This is a genomic window from Azoarcus sp. TTM-91 (genome assembly GCF_012911025.1).
Taxonomy (GTDB): domain Bacteria; phylum Pseudomonadota; class Gammaproteobacteria; order Burkholderiales; family Rhodocyclaceae; genus Azoarcus.
The window spans coordinates 23,540-39,942 of sequence record NZ_WUEI01000038.1 but is presented as its reverse complement, the minus strand read 5'-3'; the positions used below and the strand labels follow the sequence as shown (position 1 = coordinate 39,942).

16 protein-coding genes are annotated in these 16,403 nt (G+C 70.4%); 1 reads left to right on the top strand and 15 read right to left on the bottom strand.

Translation table 11 applies throughout. The features are described from left to right. The 14 genes from GRF61_RS12400 to GRF61_RS12335 form a co-directional block, all read right to left on the bottom strand. On the bottom strand, positions 1 to 127 hold a 127-nt coding region (locus GRF61_RS12400), incomplete at its 3' end, for an XdhC family protein (protein WP_169150967.1). Continuing rightward, on the bottom strand, positions 120 to 1,463 hold the full coding sequence (locus GRF61_RS12395) for a DUF1116 domain-containing protein (protein WP_169150966.1): 1,344 nt from the start codon (positions 1,461 to 1,463) through the stop codon (positions 120 to 122). The genes GRF61_RS12395 and GRF61_RS12400, both read right to left, overlap by 8 nt. Before the next feature lie 10 nt (positions 1,464 to 1,473). Next, the gene (locus tag GRF61_RS12390; RefSeq protein ID WP_169150965.1) at positions 1,474 to 2,241 is read right to left on the bottom strand and encodes an ABC transporter ATP-binding protein; all 768 of its coding nucleotides are present in this window, start codon (positions 2,239 to 2,241) and stop codon (positions 1,474 to 1,476) included. Next, positions 2,234 to 3,007 carry an ABC transporter ATP-binding protein gene (locus GRF61_RS12385; protein ID WP_169150964.1) on the bottom strand — a complete coding sequence of 258 codons (774 nt, stop codon included), beginning with the start codon at positions 3,005 to 3,007 and terminating at the stop codon, positions 2,234 to 2,236. The genes GRF61_RS12390 and GRF61_RS12385 overlap by 8 nt, the downstream gene beginning before the upstream one ends. After that, complete coding sequence (locus tag GRF61_RS12380) at positions 3,004 to 4,068, bottom strand: branched-chain amino acid ABC transporter permease (protein ID WP_169150963.1); 1,065 nt, start codon at positions 4,066 to 4,068, stop codon at positions 3,004 to 3,006. Before GRF61_RS12380 ends, GRF61_RS12385 begins: the two co-directional genes overlap by 4 nt. Then, a complete protein-coding gene (locus GRF61_RS12375) occupies positions 4,065 to 4,928 on the bottom strand; it encodes a branched-chain amino acid ABC transporter permease (protein WP_169150962.1) in 864 nt (287 codons plus the stop codon). Before GRF61_RS12375 ends, GRF61_RS12380 begins: the two co-directional genes overlap by 4 nt. 100 nt (positions 4,929 to 5,028) lie before the next feature. Beyond that, positions 5,029 to 6,213, bottom strand: coding sequence for an amino acid ABC transporter substrate-binding protein (locus GRF61_RS12370; RefSeq protein ID WP_169150961.1), 1,185 nt, complete (start codon positions 6,211 to 6,213; stop codon positions 5,029 to 5,031). A gap of 97 nt (positions 6,214 to 6,310) precedes the next feature. Further along, positions 6,311 to 7,135, bottom strand: a complete 825-nt coding sequence (locus tag GRF61_RS12365) for a phytanoyl-CoA dioxygenase family protein (RefSeq protein WP_169150960.1) — start codon at positions 7,133 to 7,135, stop codon at positions 6,311 to 6,313. A gap of 17 nt (positions 7,136 to 7,152) precedes the next feature. Next, on the bottom strand, positions 7,153 to 8,346 hold the full coding sequence (locus GRF61_RS12360; protein ID WP_169150959.1) for an amino acid ABC transporter substrate-binding protein: 1,194 nt from the start codon (positions 8,344 to 8,346) through the stop codon (positions 7,153 to 7,155). A 199-nt stretch (positions 8,347 to 8,545) separates the two neighbouring features. Further along, the gene (locus GRF61_RS12355; RefSeq protein WP_169150958.1) at positions 8,546 to 9,310 is read right to left on the bottom strand and encodes an SRPBCC family protein; all 765 of its coding nucleotides are present in this window, start codon (positions 9,308 to 9,310) and stop codon (positions 8,546 to 8,548) included. Between the two features lie 2 nt (positions 9,311 to 9,312). Next, on the bottom strand, positions 9,313 to 9,813 hold the full coding sequence (locus tag GRF61_RS12350; RefSeq protein WP_169150957.1) for a (2Fe-2S)-binding protein: 501 nt from the start codon (positions 9,811 to 9,813) through the stop codon (positions 9,313 to 9,315). Next, positions 9,810 to 10,649, bottom strand: coding sequence for an FAD binding domain-containing protein (locus GRF61_RS12345; protein ID WP_169150956.1), 840 nt, complete (start codon positions 10,647 to 10,649; stop codon positions 9,810 to 9,812). The genes GRF61_RS12350 and GRF61_RS12345 overlap by 4 nt, the downstream gene beginning before the upstream one ends. Next, positions 10,646 to 13,024 (bottom strand): xanthine dehydrogenase family protein molybdopterin-binding subunit, encoded by a 2,379-nt coding sequence (locus tag GRF61_RS12340; protein WP_211165918.1) that lies wholly within the window; start codon positions 13,022 to 13,024, stop codon positions 10,646 to 10,648. Before GRF61_RS12340 ends, GRF61_RS12345 begins: the two co-directional genes overlap by 4 nt. Positions 13,025 to 13,067: 43 nt before the next feature. Next, complete coding sequence (locus GRF61_RS12335; RefSeq protein WP_169150954.1) at positions 13,068 to 14,348, bottom strand: amidohydrolase/deacetylase family metallohydrolase; 1,281 nt, start codon at positions 14,346 to 14,348, stop codon at positions 13,068 to 13,070. A gap of 356 nt (positions 14,349 to 14,704) precedes the next feature. Here GRF61_RS12335 and GRF61_RS12330 point away from each other — a divergent pair, with 356 nt between their 5' ends. Further along, a complete protein-coding gene (locus GRF61_RS12330; RefSeq protein WP_169150953.1) occupies positions 14,705 to 15,241 on the top strand; it encodes a MarR family transcriptional regulator in 537 nt (178 codons plus the stop codon). Between the two features lie 160 nt (positions 15,242 to 15,401). Here GRF61_RS12330 and GRF61_RS12325 read toward each other — a convergent pair whose 3' ends face one another. After that, a complete protein-coding gene (locus GRF61_RS12325; protein WP_169150952.1) occupies positions 15,402 to 16,301 on the bottom strand; it encodes a LysR family transcriptional regulator in 900 nt (299 codons plus the stop codon). Between the last annotated feature and the right edge of the window lie 102 nt (positions 16,302 to 16,403).

The window sequence follows — 16,403 nt, the reverse complement described above, 5'->3', positions numbered from 1 at the left end:
CCAGCAGCGCGCCGGGCGGGCGCGGCGAGGAACCCCAGGTGCGCACCACCGTGGCCAGCAATACCCGCCGGCCTTCGCTCAGCCAGCGCCGGGCCCGCTGCAGCACTTCGAGGTCCAGGCTATCCATCGTGTCGTTCCAGGCCGGCGAGCGCGTTGTGCAACAGGCCCGCCAGGGCACGGCGGAACAGCGTCGCCGGGGCCTGGGCAATGCCGCGGCCGAGCAGGCCGGCGCGGCCGGCGGCGTCCACCATGGCGATGGTGGCCAGCGCGGGTTGCGGGCCGGCGGCGATCAGCGCGGCATCCAGCACCGTCCAGCGCAGTTCGCCAGCGCCCTCGCCGCGTTCACCACAATGCGCGGCCAGCGCCTGCACCGGCGGCTGTTCGCACCAGTGTTCGGGCAGCCAGGGCGCGAGGGCGCTGCGCACTTCGTCTGCACCGGCCAGGGCCTGAGCGCCGAAGCCGGCGGCGTCTATGCAGCCGCTGTCGCCCAGCAGCGGCGCGGCCTTGGCCTCCAGTGCCGGGTTGAGGCGCGGGCCGGCGGGCGGCAGCGCGGCCACGGTCCACCAGCGCGACGGGTCGCCGGCGAGGCGGATGCCGCAGTCGCTGCCGTTGCCGGCCAGTGCCACTACCAGGGTGGAGGCCGGGTCGGCGCCTTCGGCGGCGATGCCCAGGGCGAGGTGGCAGGCGGCCATCCACAGGGTGAGGAAGAACAGCGGGCTGCTTTCCAGCATGGCGTCCACCGCGGTCGCCACCGTCGAATCCTGGCCCGGCCAGGGTTGCAGCAGCGCGCGCAGTTCGGCGGTGGCGGCGGTGGTACGGCCGTGCAGGTCGTCGCCGCCGGCGAGGCCGGCCAGCGCCAGCGGCAGCAGGTCCACCGGCGCAGCGGCGAGCTGGCCGGCCAGCTGCGGCGCCAGCACCTCGTCGCGCCAGCGCAAGCGCTCCAGGATGGCGGGGTCGCGGCTGCCGAAGCGGATCTGCGGCCCGGCGCCGCTGCCCAGCAGCGACCAGGCGCGGCGGCCGCTGGCGGCGTCCTCCACCTCGACCAGCGCGGTGCGCGGCGAGATCACCGCCGCCAGCGGCGTCACCGCGCCCAGGGACTGCGCCGGCAGCAGGCGCACCCGGCCGTCGGCGATCATGGCCTCGGCTTCGGCCTCGCTGCCGGCCCAGCCTTCGTAGAGGCAGCACAGCACCGCCGAGGACAGCACCGGCGGCGCCGGCTGGCGCGGGTCGGCATAGGGCGGGCCAGCGTGCAGCAGGGCGCGCTCGGTCAGGCCCAGGGCTTCGGCGGCGCTGCGCACCGCGACCCAGCGCGGCTGCACCGCGGCGAGGCGGGCGAGCGGCGCGCAGTTGGCGGTGGCGGGGCGCCGGCCGGCGGCGGGTGCCGCAGCAGCGTCCTGCCCGCCCGATGAGGCTTGGGCGACGCGGGCGGCGGGCGGCGGAGAAACACGGGCTTCGAGATTCACCGTGCGCTCCTCACATGCCCATGTAGGCGCGCCGCACCCGCGGGTCGGCGGCCAGTTCGGCGGTGCTGCCGGACAGCGACACCTTGCCGGTCTCGATGACGTAGGCGCGGCTGGCGAGGTCGAAGGCGGTCAGCACGTCCTGCTCCACCAGCACGATGGTGAGGCCGCTGCGGTTGATCTCCAGCAGCGCCTCGCCCAGCAGCTCCACCGCCCGCGGCGCGAGGCCGAGGGAGAGCTCGTCCACCAGCAGCAGCTGCGGCCGCGACATGATGCCGCGGCCGATGGCGCACATCTGCTGTTCGCCGCCGGACAGGGTGGTGGCGTCCTGCTTCTCGCGCTGCTTGAGGATGGGGAACATGCCGTAGACGAATTCCAGGTCGCGCTCGATGTCGGCGCGGCTGTCGTGGCGCATGTAGGCGCCCAGCAGCAGGTTGTCGCGGATGGACATGCCGCGGAACAGCCGCCGGCCCTCGGGCACGTGGGCAATGCCGGCGCCCAGCATGCGGTCCGGCCCGGCGCCGGTCATGTCCTGGCCAGCGAAATGGATGCTGCCGGCGCTGGCGCGGACCATGCCGGAGATGGTGCGCAGCAGGGTGGATTTGCCGGCGCCGTTGGAGCCAACGATGCAGGTGATCTCGCCGTTGGGGATTTCCAGATCCACGCCCCACAGCACCTGCACGTCGCCGTAGCCGGCCTCCAGGCCCTGGATCTGCAGCAGCGGGCGCTTGGGCTGGGCGGCGGCGGCCGGCGGCGAGACGATTGCGGACAGGTCAGACATGTTCCACTCCGGTTTCCTGCGCCTGCGCGGCCAGCCGCGCGGCGAACTTGCTGCCGAGGTAGGCCTCGACCACCTTGGGGTCTTCCAGCACCGCCTGCGGCGCACCCTGGCTGATCAACTCGCCGTGGTGCAGCACCAGCACCCGGGTGGACAGCGAGGTGACCACCTTCATCAGGTGCTCGATCAGCAGGATGGTGATGCCGCGGGCGGCGATGGTGCGCATCAGCGCCAGCGCCTTGTCGATCTCGGCGGTGTTGAGGCCGGCGTTCACTTCGTCCAGCAGCAGCAATTTGGGTTTCATCGCCAGGCTCTTGGCCAGCTCCAGGCGCTTGCGCGAGGGCAGTGTCAGCGCGGTGGCCGGGCGCAGCGCCTGGTCGGCGAGGCCGACGAACTCCAGGTGCTCCATCGCCTCGCGCTCGGCCTGGGCGCGGCTGCTGGCGGCGCCGGCGAACAGCGCGCCGGCGGCCACGTTCTCCAGCACCGTCATCTGCGGAAAGGGCTGCACGATCTGGAAGGTGCGCGCCAGGCCGCTGCGCGCCGCCTGCCAGGGGCGCTGGCGGCTGACGTCGCGGCCGCGGAAGACGATGCTGCCGGCGCTGGGGCTGAGCACGCCGGTGATGAGGTTCACCAGCGTGGTCTTGCCGGCGCCGTTGGGGCCGATGAGGCCGACGATCTCGCCCTCTTCCAGGGTGAAGCTCACGTCCTTGGTGGCCTGCAGGCCGCCGAAGGATTTGCTGAGGTTGCGGACTTCGAGCAGGTGGCTCATGAGCGGCCCTCCCGGGCGAAGGTGGCTAACGGTGCTGCGGCCTTTTCAGCTTTGTCGCCCTTCTCGCCGCCAGCGGTGACGGAGGCGGCGGGCCGCACCGGCAGTGGCCGGCGCCACAGCCGGCGGTAGTCGATCTTCAGGAAGCCGCCCGGCAGGAACAGGATGAGCAGCACGATGACCACGCCCAGGATGGCCTGGTTGTAGTCGAGGAAGTGGGCCCAGATGGTCTCTTCCATCAGCACGAAGGCGGCGGCGCCGACGATGGGGCCGTACACCGTGCCCAGGCCGCCCAGCATCGCCATCGCCGGCACCTTGAGCGTGAGCAGTACCGAGAAGGCGTCCGACGGCGAGATGTAGGACACCCAGGAGGCGTAGATGGCGCCCACGGTGCCGCAGAACAGCGCCGACAGGGTGAAGGCCGCCGTCTTGTAGCGGTTCACCTGGATGCCGACCATGTCGGCCGCGTCCTCGTTCTGGCTGATGCAGCGCAGGCCGAAGCCGAGCTTGGAGCGGTCCACCCACAGCGTCACCGCCCACACCAGCAGCATGGTGACCAGCATGGCGTAGAGGAAGACGCGGCCGGCGAAGTCCGGCCCGCCAGCGAGGATGGGCACGTTCAGGCCCTCGCCGCCGCCGGTCACGCTGCTCCACAGCGAGGCCACCTGGTGCAGCACCTCGATGAGGGTGATGGAGCCGACGGCGAAGTAGTGCCCCTTCATGCGCAGGATGGCGGCGCCGATCAGCGCCGCGACCAGGCCGGTGAACAGCGTGGCGCACACCCAGGCCACCACCATGGGCGCGCCGGCGTTCTGCAGCACCGCGCCGGTGTAGCTGCCGAGGCCGACGAAGGCGGCGGTGGCGAAGGAGGGATAGCCGGTGTAGCCGCCGATGAAGTTCCACGACAGCGCCAGCGCCGAGTACATGGCGACGAAGGTGGCCAGGCGGACGAAGTAGTTGTCGGCGAGGAAGGGCATGGCCGCCAGCAGCAGCGCCCAGGCCAGGAACACGAAGTGGGCCGGCCGCAGGCCGCGGCGGGCGGGAAGTTTCGCGGAGGTGCTCATTCGTAGCCTCGCTTGCCGATCAGGCCGGTGGGGCGGACCATCAGCAGGGTCAGCATCAGCAGCGAGCCGATCAGGATCGCGTACTGCGCGCCCAGCCAGGTGCCGGCGAAGCTCTCGATCAGCCCCAGCGCCAGCCCGCCGACCAGGGCGCCGGGCACGCTGCCCAGGCCGCCGATGACGCAGATGGTGAAGGCCTTGCCGAGCAGCAGGCCGGTGGTGTTGGTGGTGATGGGATAGACCACCGCCATCAGCGCGCCGCAGGCGCCGGCCATCATGGCCGAGATGCCGAAGGTGATGGCGTACACCTTGTTCACCCGGATGCCCATCAGCGCGGCGGCGTCGCGGTCCATGCGCACGGCGACGATGGCGCGGCCGATGCGGGAGCTGCGCAGCACCCAGTAGAGGATGCCGGTCATCGCCAGCGCCAGCAGCATCGCCAGCAGGCGGTCGTAGGGCAGCATGACTTCGCCGATGCCCAGGCTGCCGAGGTCCAGCGTGATGCGCCGCGGCGTGGCTTCGAACACCACGTTCATGAAGTTGTAGAGGATGAGGTCGAGGCCGAAGGTGAGCGTCAGCGTGAGCAGCACCGGCTTGCTGACGACGCGGTTGATGGCGCCGTACTGGATCAGGAAGCCGAGCAGGAACAGCGCCGCGGCGACGACGAAGAGCATGACGAAGGGGCTGACGCCGAGCTGCGCCCAGGCGAAGAACGCCAGGTAGCCGCCGAGCACGATGAAGGAGCCGTGCAGCATGTTGATGACGTTGAGCACGCCCCACACCAGCGAGAAGCCGACCGCGATGCAGGCGTAGAGCGCGCCGAGCATCAGGCCGTTGGCGATGATCTGGATATAGGTTTCCATGGCGGACCGGTGGGTTGGAGTCTGTCGGAGCCCGCGCCGGGGCGCGCGGCGGCCCGCCCTGGCGGAACCGCGCGCCCGCGCCGCGGGCCGGGGTCGGATCTCAGTTGAAGGACTTCAGCTCGGCCTGCTTGATCGCTTCCGGGTAGAGCAGCACCACCTTGCCGCTCTGCACCTGGATCACCGGCAGCTCGCGGCCGGCGTTCATGCCGTTGGCGCCGAACTTGATCGGGCCGTAGAAGGTGGTGATGTCCAGCGCCGCCAGGGCGTCGCGCACCTTGGCCTTGTCCAGCGTGCCGGCCTTCTCGATGGCCTTCTGCAGCGCCACCAGCGCGGCTGCGGAAGAGGCGCCGACGTAATCCGGCTCGGCCTTGGCGCGGCTCAGGTACTCGTCGTGGAAGGCCTTGGTGGAGCCGAACACGTCGTCCGCGGTGTAGGGCGTGGCCTGGTGCCACCAGGTGACGCTGGTGACGTTGTCGGCCAGCTTGCCGAGGTTGTTGATGAACTCCGGATAGGCCGGGCCGGTGACCATGGTGACGATGGGCGCGGTGACACCGAGGTCGGCCATCTGCTTGCGGGCGAGGATGAGGTCCTTGTCGTAGCCGGTGACGTAGATCCAGTCCGGCTTGGCGGCCTTGATCTTGGACATGGAGGCGGAGAAGTCGAGGTTGCCCACCGGGTAGAGCTCGTCATGGACGATGGTGAGGCCGGCGGCCTTGGCAGCTTCCTGCATGCTCACCGCCATGGACTTCGGGAACACGTCCTCGCGGCCGAGGATGGCCACCGTCTTCACGTTGGGCATCTGCTGGGTGAACAGCTTGGTCATGGTCTGCACCAGGCCGCCGTTGGGCGCCAGGGTGCCGAAGAGGTACTTGTAGCCCTGGTCGAACACCGACTCGGACGAGGCCGAGGGCGCCACCACCGGCACGCCGTAGCGCTCGGCCACGCCGGCCACCACCTTGGTGTGGCCGGAGCCGAAGGGCGAGGTCATGAAGTCCACCTTGTCCTGGCTGATCATCTTTTCCGCCATCTGCTGGGCGCGCTGGGCGTTGGACTGGTAGTCGCTCTCCACCAGCTCCACTTTCATCTTGGTGCCGCCGACGTTGATGCCGCCGGCCGCGTTCACCCGGTCGCGCCACATGGCGTAGGCCACCTGCTGCTTCTTGGCCTCGTCGGCCAGGCTGCCGGTGAGCGCCAGCGGCGCGCCGATCTTGATCGTGTTCTGCGCATGGGCGGCGATGGCGAGCGTGCCCAGGGCCAGCGCGGACAGAAGGTGCTTGAGTCTCATGATCACAAGGTCCTGATAGGTGATGCTTGGGGTTGGGGGGTTATCGTCGTTGTGCTGCTCGGGTACTGCGGGTTCCTGGGTCCGGCCGGCGGCGGCGCTAGGGCGCCATGTCTGCCACCTGACGCGTCTCGCCGTCCTTGTACTGGCCCCAGGCGCCGCGCAGCTGGGCCATGGCGGCGGGGTCGAGGTCATAGGCCGGCAGCACGTCGGCATCCCAGTGGCCGTATTCGTCCACCCCGCGCACCAGGGTGGCGCGGTGGCGGCCCTTGAGCGGCTTCACATGGGTGGGAATGAAGAAGTAGGCGAAGCCGATGCGGCGGCCGTGGCTGCGGTTGGGCAGGGAGCAGTGGGCGGTGCGCTCGTGGTGCAGCGAGAACTCGCCGGCGGCCAGCGGCATCTCCACCGCCAGGCTGTCGTCTATGCCGGTCAGCGTCTGGCCCTTGGCCAGCATGTTGTCGGCGGCGAAGGTTTCCACATGGCGGCGGTCCGGCCCGGTGTGGGAGCCGGGCAGCACCCGCAAGCAGCCGTTCTCGGCGTCAGCATGGGTGAAGCCCACCCAGGCGGTGACTTCCTCGTGCGGGGTGAGGCCGAAGTAGGCGGAGTCCTGGTGCCAGGAAACATAGCTGGGGTTGCGCGCGTTCTTGGCGAACAGCGAGGCGCCGAACAGCAGGATGTTGGGGCCGATGAGGTCTTCCACCGCGTCCAGGATGCGCGGGTTGCGGCCCAGCTCGACCAGCGCCGGGTAGGCGAGGTGGCCCTTGATCTTGAGGCTGCGGTTGGCGTCCTCGCCTATCGTGGCTTCGTAGTTCTCGATCAGCTGGCGGTAGCGATCGGCCTCGGCGGCATCCATCGCGCGCAGCGGGAAGACGTAGCCGTGCTCGCGGAAGTGGGCGACCTGGGCGTCGGTGAGGTGCTTGGGCATGGCGTCTCTCTCCTGCCTTACTGGCCGATGGCCTGCAGCCGGCCCTGCGCCATGGCCGCCGGGTAGAGCACCACCGGCTTGCCCGACTGGACCTGGATGATGGGCAGCTCGCGGTTGTCGTTCATGCCATCGGCACGGAACTTGATGCGGCCGTAGAAGGTTTGCACGTCCATCTTCGCCAGCTGGGCGCGAACCGCGTCGCGGTCGGTGGAGCCGGCGGCTTCTATCGCCTTCTGCAGCACGATGAGCGCCGCCGCCGAGGAGGCGTGGACGTAGTCGGGATCGCCGCCGGTCCTGGCGCGTATGGCCTCGGTGAAGGCGGCGGTGGAGCCGAACACGTCGTCGCCAGTGTTGTTCTGCGACCAGTGCCACCAGGTGGCGCTGGTGACGCCCTCGGCCAGCGGCCCCAGGCCATCGACGAACTCGCGGTAGGCCGGGCCGGTGATCATGGTGACCACCGGCGCGCTGATGCCGAGGTCGGCCATCTGCTTGCGCACCAGGATGAGATCCTGGGTGTAGCCGGTAACGTAGATCCAGTCCGGCCTGGCCGCCTTCAGCGAGGTGAGCGCGGCGCTGTGGTCCATGCTGCCCACCGGGTAGAGGGCGCTGTAGACCACCTCCAGCCCGGCGGCCGGCGCCTGCTTCTCCAGCGTGGTGGCCATGATGCGGGGGAAGACGTCGTCGCGGCCGAGCACCGCCACCCGCTTAAGCGCCGGCAGGTTCTGCTTGAAGTGGCCGATCATGGCGTCCACCAGCCCCACCGAGGGCGCCAGCGTGCCGAACAGGTTGCGGTAGCCCTGGTTGTGCACCGGCTCGCTGGAAGAGACGGCGACGATGGGCATGCCGTAGCGCTCGGCCACGCCGGCCACCACCTTGGCGTGGCCGGAGCCGAAGGGCGCGGTCATCAGGTCCACCTTGTCCTGGGTGATGAGCTTTTCCGCCAGTTGCTGGGCGCGGCGTTCGTCCGACTGGTAGTCGTAGCTCACCAGCTTCACCGGCAGCTTGCGCGCGCCGACCTGGATGCCGCCCTGCGCGTTCACCCGCTCCTGCCACAGGGCGAAGGCGGCCTGCTGCTTCTTGCCGGCGTCGGCCAGGCTGCCGGTGAGGGCCAGCGGCGCGCCGATGCGGACTTCATCCGCCGCGCCGGCGCCGCCGGCACAGGCCAGCCATACCAGCGGCAGCAGCCGTGCCAGGTGCTTGTTCAGATTCATCGTCGTCCTCTCCGTTGGGGTTGGGAGTGCGTCCGCCTCCCGGCGGGCCGCATGTCGCGATGCTGCCGGCGGCCCGCGGGCCGCCTCTTTTCTTGCACTGCTCTCTGTTCTGCCCTGCTTCTTTTTTATGCTGCTGTTTTGTGCTGCTTTGCTGCCGCGGCGACGCCCTGCCGCTCGCCCGCCGCGAGAGCGGGCGCCTTCAGGCCTTGCTGCCCTTGCCGAGGCCGAACCAGCCCTTGATGCGGTCCAGCAGCATCCGCCAGAAGAGGTTGCCGACATCCAGCGGCGCGGAAGCCGGGCGCGGGGCGGCGGGCGGCGCAGCCGGGGGCGTGGCGCTCGTGACAGCGGCCGGAACCGCGCCGGGTAAGGGGCTGGTGGTGGCCGCCTCGTTGGCAACTACGGCGGCCGGCAGGCTGGCGTCCAGGCTGGCCGCCGCGCTTTCCAGCGCCGGCGCCGCCTCGGCGGCGATGGCTTGGGAAGCGTCCTGCGGCGCCGCCACCGCCGCGGCGGGCGGCAGCGCTTCCAGCCGGCCCTTGAGGTTGGCGGCGAAGGCCTCGGTGAGGCGGGTGGCAAGCTCCTTGACGATGCCGCCGCGGGAGAACTGGGCCAGGCTGCCGGCGATGCTGTAATCCACCTTCACTTCCACCCGGGTGGCGGCCGCGCCTTCCTCATGCAGGGCGAAGGCGGCCTCGCCTTTCACCCGCGAGCCGCTCTTGCGGTCGGCGCCGCTGCCGCTGACGGCGCCGGTGCAGGCGTCGTCGTCCAGCTTCATCTCGCCGTCGCCGGCGAAGGCGGCGACGATGGGGCCGAGCTTCACCGTCATCGTCAGCTTGAGCTTGCCGTCCTGCGGCGCCTCGGCCAGGCCAGCACCGGGCAGGCAGGCGACCACGCCCTCGATGTCGTGGAAGCAGGCCCACACCTGGGCGCGGGGAAAGGGCACGCTGAAGCTCTGTTCGATTTCCATGCTCAGGCCTCCGCCAGATTGCGTTGCCGGCGCGCTTCCAGTACCCGGCCGATGGCGCGCACCAGTCCGACGTAACCAGTGCAGCGGCACAGGTTGCCGGACAGCTCCAGGCGGATGCGCGCTTCGTCCGCCTGCGGCAGGCGGGTGACGATGTCGCGCGCGGTGGCGAGCATGCCGGGGGTGCAGTAGCCGCACTGCAGCGCGTGCTCGGCGGTGAAGGCGGCGCGCAGTTCGGCCATGGTTTCGTCCTCGTCGAAGCTTTCGATGGTGCGTACCTCGGCGCCCTGGCAGCTCACCGCCCAGGTGATGCAGGAGCGGGTGGGCACGCCGTCCACCAGCACGGTGCAGGCGCCGCACACGCCCTGCTCGCAGCCGATGTTGGTGCCGGTGAGCAGCTGCTGCTCGCGCAGGAAATCGGCGAGATGGGTGCGCGGCTCCACCACGGCGCTGACCTTGCGGCCATTCACCGTCAGCGCCAGCGGACTGGTCGGCTTGTCGTTCATGCGTTCCCCTTGAGCTGGGCGGCCGCGCGCTGCAGCGCGGCGCGGTGGATGTGGTGCTCGTAGCTGCCGGGCGGCAGGCCGGCGGCGACCAGCTCGGCGTCGGCGGCGGCCGGGTCGCCGGCCTGCAGCGCGGCGAGCAGGCCGCGGGCGTCGGCGATGACATGCGGCGGGCCATCCAGCGCGCCGATGAGGCCGCGGCACAGGTCCCGCGCCGGATCGACGACGAAGGCAGCGATGGCTTCGGCGAACTCGCCGGTCTTGCGGTTGAACTTGTAGTAGCTCCAGCGCGCGGCGGCGCTCCATTGGGCGAGGCGCACGCCGAGCACGATCTCGTCTTCCGCCAGCGCCGGGGTGAAGGCGCCCTGCAGCCAGCCGGCGGCGGCCACCGTGCGGCGGCCGGCCGGGCCCTGCACCAGGATGTCGGCGCCGGCCACCGCCATCGCATTCACCCAGTCGGCGGCCGGGTCGGCATGGGCCAGGCTGCCGCCGACGGTGCCGCGGTTGCGCACCGCACGGTAGGCGATGCCGGCGGCCACCCGGGGCAGGAAGCCGCGGCTGGGGTCGTCGAAGCGGCCATCCTCGATGTCGGCATGGGTGGTACAGGCGCCGATCAGCACCGTCTCCATTCCACCGGTGCCGTCGCGGCGGCAGCCGCGCAGTTCGGCGATGGCGCGCAGGTCCACCAGCGAATCCGGCTGCGCCAGGCGCAGGTTCATCATCGGCCCCAGCGACTGGCCGCCGCCCAGGGCCTTGGCCATGCCGGTGCCGGCGGCGAGCAGTGCCACCGCTTCGTCGCCGCTGGCGGGTCGGGCGTAATCGAACGCGGCGGCCTTCATGCGTTTCTCCCTTGGTTGCCGGATACGGCGGACACGGCGGCCAGGGCTTCGACGATGGCGCGCGGGGTGATGGGCAGCTGGTTGATCTCCACGCCCAGCGGGCGCAAGGCGTCGTTCACCGCGTTGGCGATGGCGGCCGGCGAGCCGATGGCGCCGCTCTCGCCTATGCCCTTCTGGCCGAACTCGGTGTAAGGGGCGGGGGTTTCCATGTGCGCTATGCGGATGGCCGGCACCTCGGTAGCGCCGGGCAGGATGTAGTCGGCCAGCGTGGAGGCCAGCGGCTGGCCGTCCTCGCTGTAGCGCATTTCCTCGTACAGCGCGGTGCCTATGCCCTGGGCGGCGCCGCCATAGACCTGGCCATCCACCACCATCGGGTTGATGAGCACGCCGCCGTCCTCGACGACGACGTAGTCCAGCAGCTCGACCTTGCCCAGCGCGGTATCCACCGCCACCACCACCGCGTGGCAGGCGTAGCTGAAGGTGCCGCTGTCGCGCCGCGCCTGGTAGGTGGTGCTCACCTCCAGGCCACGCGGGTCCACGTCGCCGGGCAGCAGTTGCGGCTGCAGGTACCAGGTGCGGGCGATGTCGGCGATGCGCTTCCAGCCCTTGGGGCTGACCACCGCGCCGGCCTGCCAGGTAACCATGGCCGGTTCGTCCTTGAGCAGGTGGGCGCCGATCTTGATCAAGCGCTCCTTCAGCTCCTTGCAGGCGACGCCGACCGCGCTGCCGGCCATGACGATGGAGCGCGAGCCCCAGGTGCCGGTGGAGTACGGGGTGATGCCGGTATCGCCCAGCAGCACCCGCACCTTGTCGATGGCGATGCCCAGCACTTCGTGGGCGATCTGCGCCAGCGTGGTTTCCATGCCCTGGCCGTGGGAGTGCACGCCGGCGCGGATTTCCAGCACGCCGTCCGGCGTCAGCCGCAGGGTGACCGGCTCACGGCCCGGCACCATGGGGATGCCCCAGCCGTGATAGACCGAGGTGCCGTGGGCGCCCTGCTCGCAGAAGATGGCGAGGCCGACGCCGATGCGGCGGCCATCCGCCTCGCCGCGGCGCTGGCGTTCGCGCAGCGCCGGCAGGCCGATGGCTTGCACCGCGCGGCGCAGGCATTCCGGGTAGTCGCCGCTATCGAAGTGCTTCCTGGTGATGTTGTCGTAGGGCATTTCCTGCGGCAGCACCAGGTTGCGCATGCGCACTTCCCAGGGCTCCAGCCCGGCCTGCACCGCGATGGCGTCCATCACCGTTTCGATGGCGTAGCAGACGCCGGTACGGGCAACGCCGCGATACGGCAGGATGGGCGGCTTGTTGGTGGCCACCGACCAGGTGCGGCAGCGGTACTTCTCCATCTTGTACGGGCCGGGCAGGATGCTGCCGACCTGCGCCGCCTCCAGGCAGGCGGAGAAGGGGTAGGAGGAATAGGCGCCGGAATCCACCGTGGCTTCGCAATCCACCGCCAGCAGGCGGCCGTCGCTGTCGGCGTAGGCGGTGATGTCGTAATCGTGCTCGCGGCAGTTGGCGTTGGCGGTGAGCTGCTCGCGGCGGTCTTCCAGCCAGCGCACCGGGCGGCCGAGCTTGATCGCCAGCCAGGCGACGCAGACTTCTTCCGGCAGCAGGATGCCCTTGTAGCCGAAGCCGCCGCCCACGTCCGGCGCCACCACCCGCACCTGGCCTTCGTCCAGGCCCAGGCAGCCGGCGATGCCGGTGCGGTTGATGTGCGGCATCTGCGCCGAGGTGTAGACGATGAGCTGGCCGAGGCGGTGATCCCAGTGCGCGACCACGCCGCGGCCTTCCATCGGCGCCATGCTCTGGCGCGCGGTGCGCAGCTTGCGCCTGACCTTGATGGCGGCCTTGCTGCGGATGTCGTCCAGATCGGCGTCGATGAAGGTTTCGAGGAAGACGTTGTCGCCCCACTCCTCGTGCACCAGCGCGGAACCGGCGCGGCGCGCCGCCAGCATGTCCACCACCGCCGGCAGCTCGTCGAAATCGACGAACACCTGGGCGGCGATGTCTTCCGCCGCGGCGCGGTTCTCGGCCACGCACATGGCGATCATCTCGCCCACCTGGCGCACCTTGTCGCCGGCCAGCACCGGCTGGGCGGAGTTCTTGAAGCCGGCCAGGCCGGAGTTGGCGACGATGGGCTGCACGCCCTCCAGGTCGGCCAGGGTATACACCGCGCCTTCGCTGCCTTCCGGCTTTTCAATGGCGCGGATGCGACCGTGGGCCACCGGGCTGCGCACGAAGGCCACGTCCAGCATGCCGACCATGCGGATGTTGCCGACGTAGCCGCCGCGCCCGCGCATGAAGCGGTCGTCCTCCTTGCGCGGCAGCGCGACGCCGATGCCCTGGGCGCGGGTCTCGGGCAGCGGGGCGTTCACCACCGGCCTCCGGCGGCCTGCCCGGCATAGCAGGCGCGCGCGCTCATGCCGCCACTCCTTCGACGGCCTCCGCCACCGGCAGGATGGGCGCATCCGCCTCGAAGCGCTTGCCGGCGCGCAGGCAGAAGGCGGGCTGCAGCCAGCGATCGGTCTCGACGCGGTTGCCTTCGTTGTCGCGCAGCACCCACTGGCCGGCGAGATCGTCCAGCACCGACACGTCCGCCACCCGGCCGACGGCCAGCGTGCCCAGTTCGTGCTCCATGCCGCACATCTTCGCGGCGTTGCAGGTGGCCATCGCCACCACATGGTTCAGCGGCAGGCCGAGAGCGAGCATGCTGGTCATGGCCGACACCAGGCTGAAGCGGGTGCGGCCGGTGAAGAGGTGATCCTCCTCGTCCGGATGGCTGTCCGGCGTACCGGCCGGCGCCGGCACCGAGGTGTTGTAGCCGTGCATGTCGGCGCCCAGGGTGTCGGGAATGACGCCGGCGTCCAGCACCAGGCGGGCGACGCGGAAGCTGAAGTGGGAGCCGTGGCCGACGTCCACCTTCAGCCCGCGCGCCAGCGCCTCCTTCACCAGCGGATGCAGCTTGCCGTTCACCTCGACGAAGCCGCCGGGGTTGCGGCTGAAGGGGTGGGCGAGGATGTCGCCCGGCTTCAGCATCTCCACCACCTGGTTGAAGATGGTGTCCGGGTCCACCGGCATGCCGCCGTCGCCCGGCTTGGGCCACAGCTGGCCGAAGTGGATGTAGAGCGGCAGGCCGGCCTCGGCGGCGATGCGGGCGGAGTCGCGCATCACCTCGGTGCCCCAGCGGGCGAAGCCGCCGATCTCGGCGTGAGCCTTGAAGCCCTTCACCAGGTCCGGGTTGGCCTTGGCCGCCTTCACCGTCGCCGCCACGTCCAGGCAGCCCGGTTGGTACAGCTCCGGGTAGTAGTGACCCTCCAGGCCGCCGACCAGGTAGGCGGAGAGGAAGGCCAGCATGCGGGTGTCGGAGCGCTCGACCAGGAAGTGGCGGTAGCCGGCCAGCGTGATGCAGCTGGGTCCGCCCTGGTCGACCAGGGTGGTGACGCCGGAGCGCACGCCACAGAGATCCGGATTGAGGCCGAAGCGGCCGGTGACGTACTGGTAGTTGTGGCCGTGGGTGTCGATCAGGCCGGGCAGCACCAGCTTGCCGCGGCAGTCGGTGACCTGGGCGCCGGCGGTCTGTTCGCCCGGCAGGTTGGCGCCGACGGCGGCGATCAGGCCGTTGTCGATCAGCACGTCGAACTGGCCGTCGCGGCCGGCGGCGGGGTCGATTACACGGCCCCCTTTGAGCAGGATCTTCATCGTTTCAGCGTCTTCGCGGTTGGCCTCGGATAGGTGGCATACCGCAAATATCGTGCGCGCTCGTGCCCGCTGGCCGATGTATTTTCAGGCGACCTTAAGATTCATTGACTTGGATCAATATTGAACGGCAAAAACTTAGGTGGCACACCCCATTACTCGCGCACCGGGATGGCACATCTTGGCCATTTCCGCGCACCGGTCCGGTGCCGGCCCGGAATGCCCGCCGGGTTAGGTGGCATACCGCACTCAACGGAAACCGGGCGGAATCGTCGCTGTGGGATAATCCGCGCCATCGGCGCCGCCACGCCCTGCCGCCCCTGCGGCGGTACGGCGGCGCCCCCACCTCCGCCCACATCATGCAAAACGACGACGATCCGGTTTCGCGCGCCCGCGCCACCCTGGCCACGGCCCAGCACAAATCCCTGCTCTTCACCCGCCCCGGCTTCCTGATCCGGCGCCTGCACCAGATCCACTCCGCGCTGTTCCTGGAAGAAACGCGGGAGTTCGGCGTCACCCCGGTGCAGTACAGCCTGCTCACCGCGCTGTCGCAGCACGGCGAGATGGAGCAAGGCACGCTGGCGCTGGAGATCGGCCTGGAGCGCACCAGCGTGGCCGAGGTCATCCCCCGGCTGCAGGAGCGCGGCCTGATCGAGCGCCGCCAGGCGCCGCAGGACAAACGGGTGAAGCGGGTGCGGCTGACGCGCAAGGGCCGCAACCTGGTGAACAAGATGGCGCCGGCGGTGCAGCGCGCCCACGACCGCAGCCTGGACCCGCTGCCGCCGGAAGAGCGCGACCTCTTCATGCTCAAGCTCATCCAGCTGGTGGAAGCCAGCCACGCGCCCAGCGCGGTGCCGCTGCGGCTGCGTGCCCGCAAGGGCGGCGAGGAGAAGTGAGGCGGCGACTACCCCCATGCTGGTGCTGACAGCCCTGCGCCGCCCCTGAGCGCGCAGCACCGCGAGCCGCCATGACAAAGGCAGACAAACCCGTCGCCACCCGCTGATTCAGGCCGGCCTGGCCCGCCGGCCCCCGCCCAGACGCCAGATCCCCGGCCATTCACTGCCCAGGCCTCATCTCCGCCGCCAACGCCAGCCAGGCCCGCGCGGCGCGTGAAAGATAGGCGCCGCGACGCCAGATGAAGGCCACGTCCCAGGTCATCTGCGGTTCGCGCAAGGTCAGGCGTACCAGCCCCGGACGCTCCAGGCCGCGGGCGACGACGCGCGGCAGCAGCACCACGCCCTGGCCGGCGACGACCAGGGTGGCGAGGAAGTCCGCCTGGCCGCTGCGGCCGCCCTCCCGCGGGGTGAAGCCGGCCTGGCGGCAGGCGTGCTGCAGGCGGTCGTTGAGGGTGAAGCTCTGCTCGTAGAGCAGGAAGGGCGTATCGGCCAGTTCCAGCAGGGCGACACTGCCCGCGCCAGCGCGCGGGTGGCCGGCGGGCATCAGCACGTCCAGCGGTTCGTTGCAGAAAGGCAGGTAGTCCAGCTCGGGGTTGGAGGGCGTCAGCGCCGCGCCCAACTCCAGCGCACCGGTATGCAGCGCCTGTTCGATGGACTTGCTGCCGCCTTCCTCCAGATGCACCCGCACGCCGGGGTAGCGCGACAGGAACTCGATGATGAGGGCGGTGAACACCGCGTCCGCGCCGAACAGCGGCAAACCCAGGCGCAGCTCGCCGGTGACCAGGCGATCCAGGTCATCCAGCTCTGCCAGCAGCTCCCGCCCCAGCTGCTGCATGGCTTCCGCCCGCCGCAGCACCACCTCGCCGGCATCGGTCAGGCGCAGCCGGCCGGCGCCGCGCTCCAGCAGCGAACGGCCCAGCCTTTCCTCCAGCTGGGCGATCTGCTTGCTCAGGGCCGACTGGGTGAGGTGCAGCGCCTCGGCGGCGCGGGTGAAGCTGCCCTGCCGCACCAGCTCGACGAAGCCGGCCAGCTGACGCAATTCGGGGAGTCGGGCATCCATGTAGCCATTCCTTTCTGGAATCACGGGTATGAAAACAATTCGCTTGGGGAATCATACCCGCCGGCCTATGCTTGGATTCAACTACATTGCATCGCAACAATC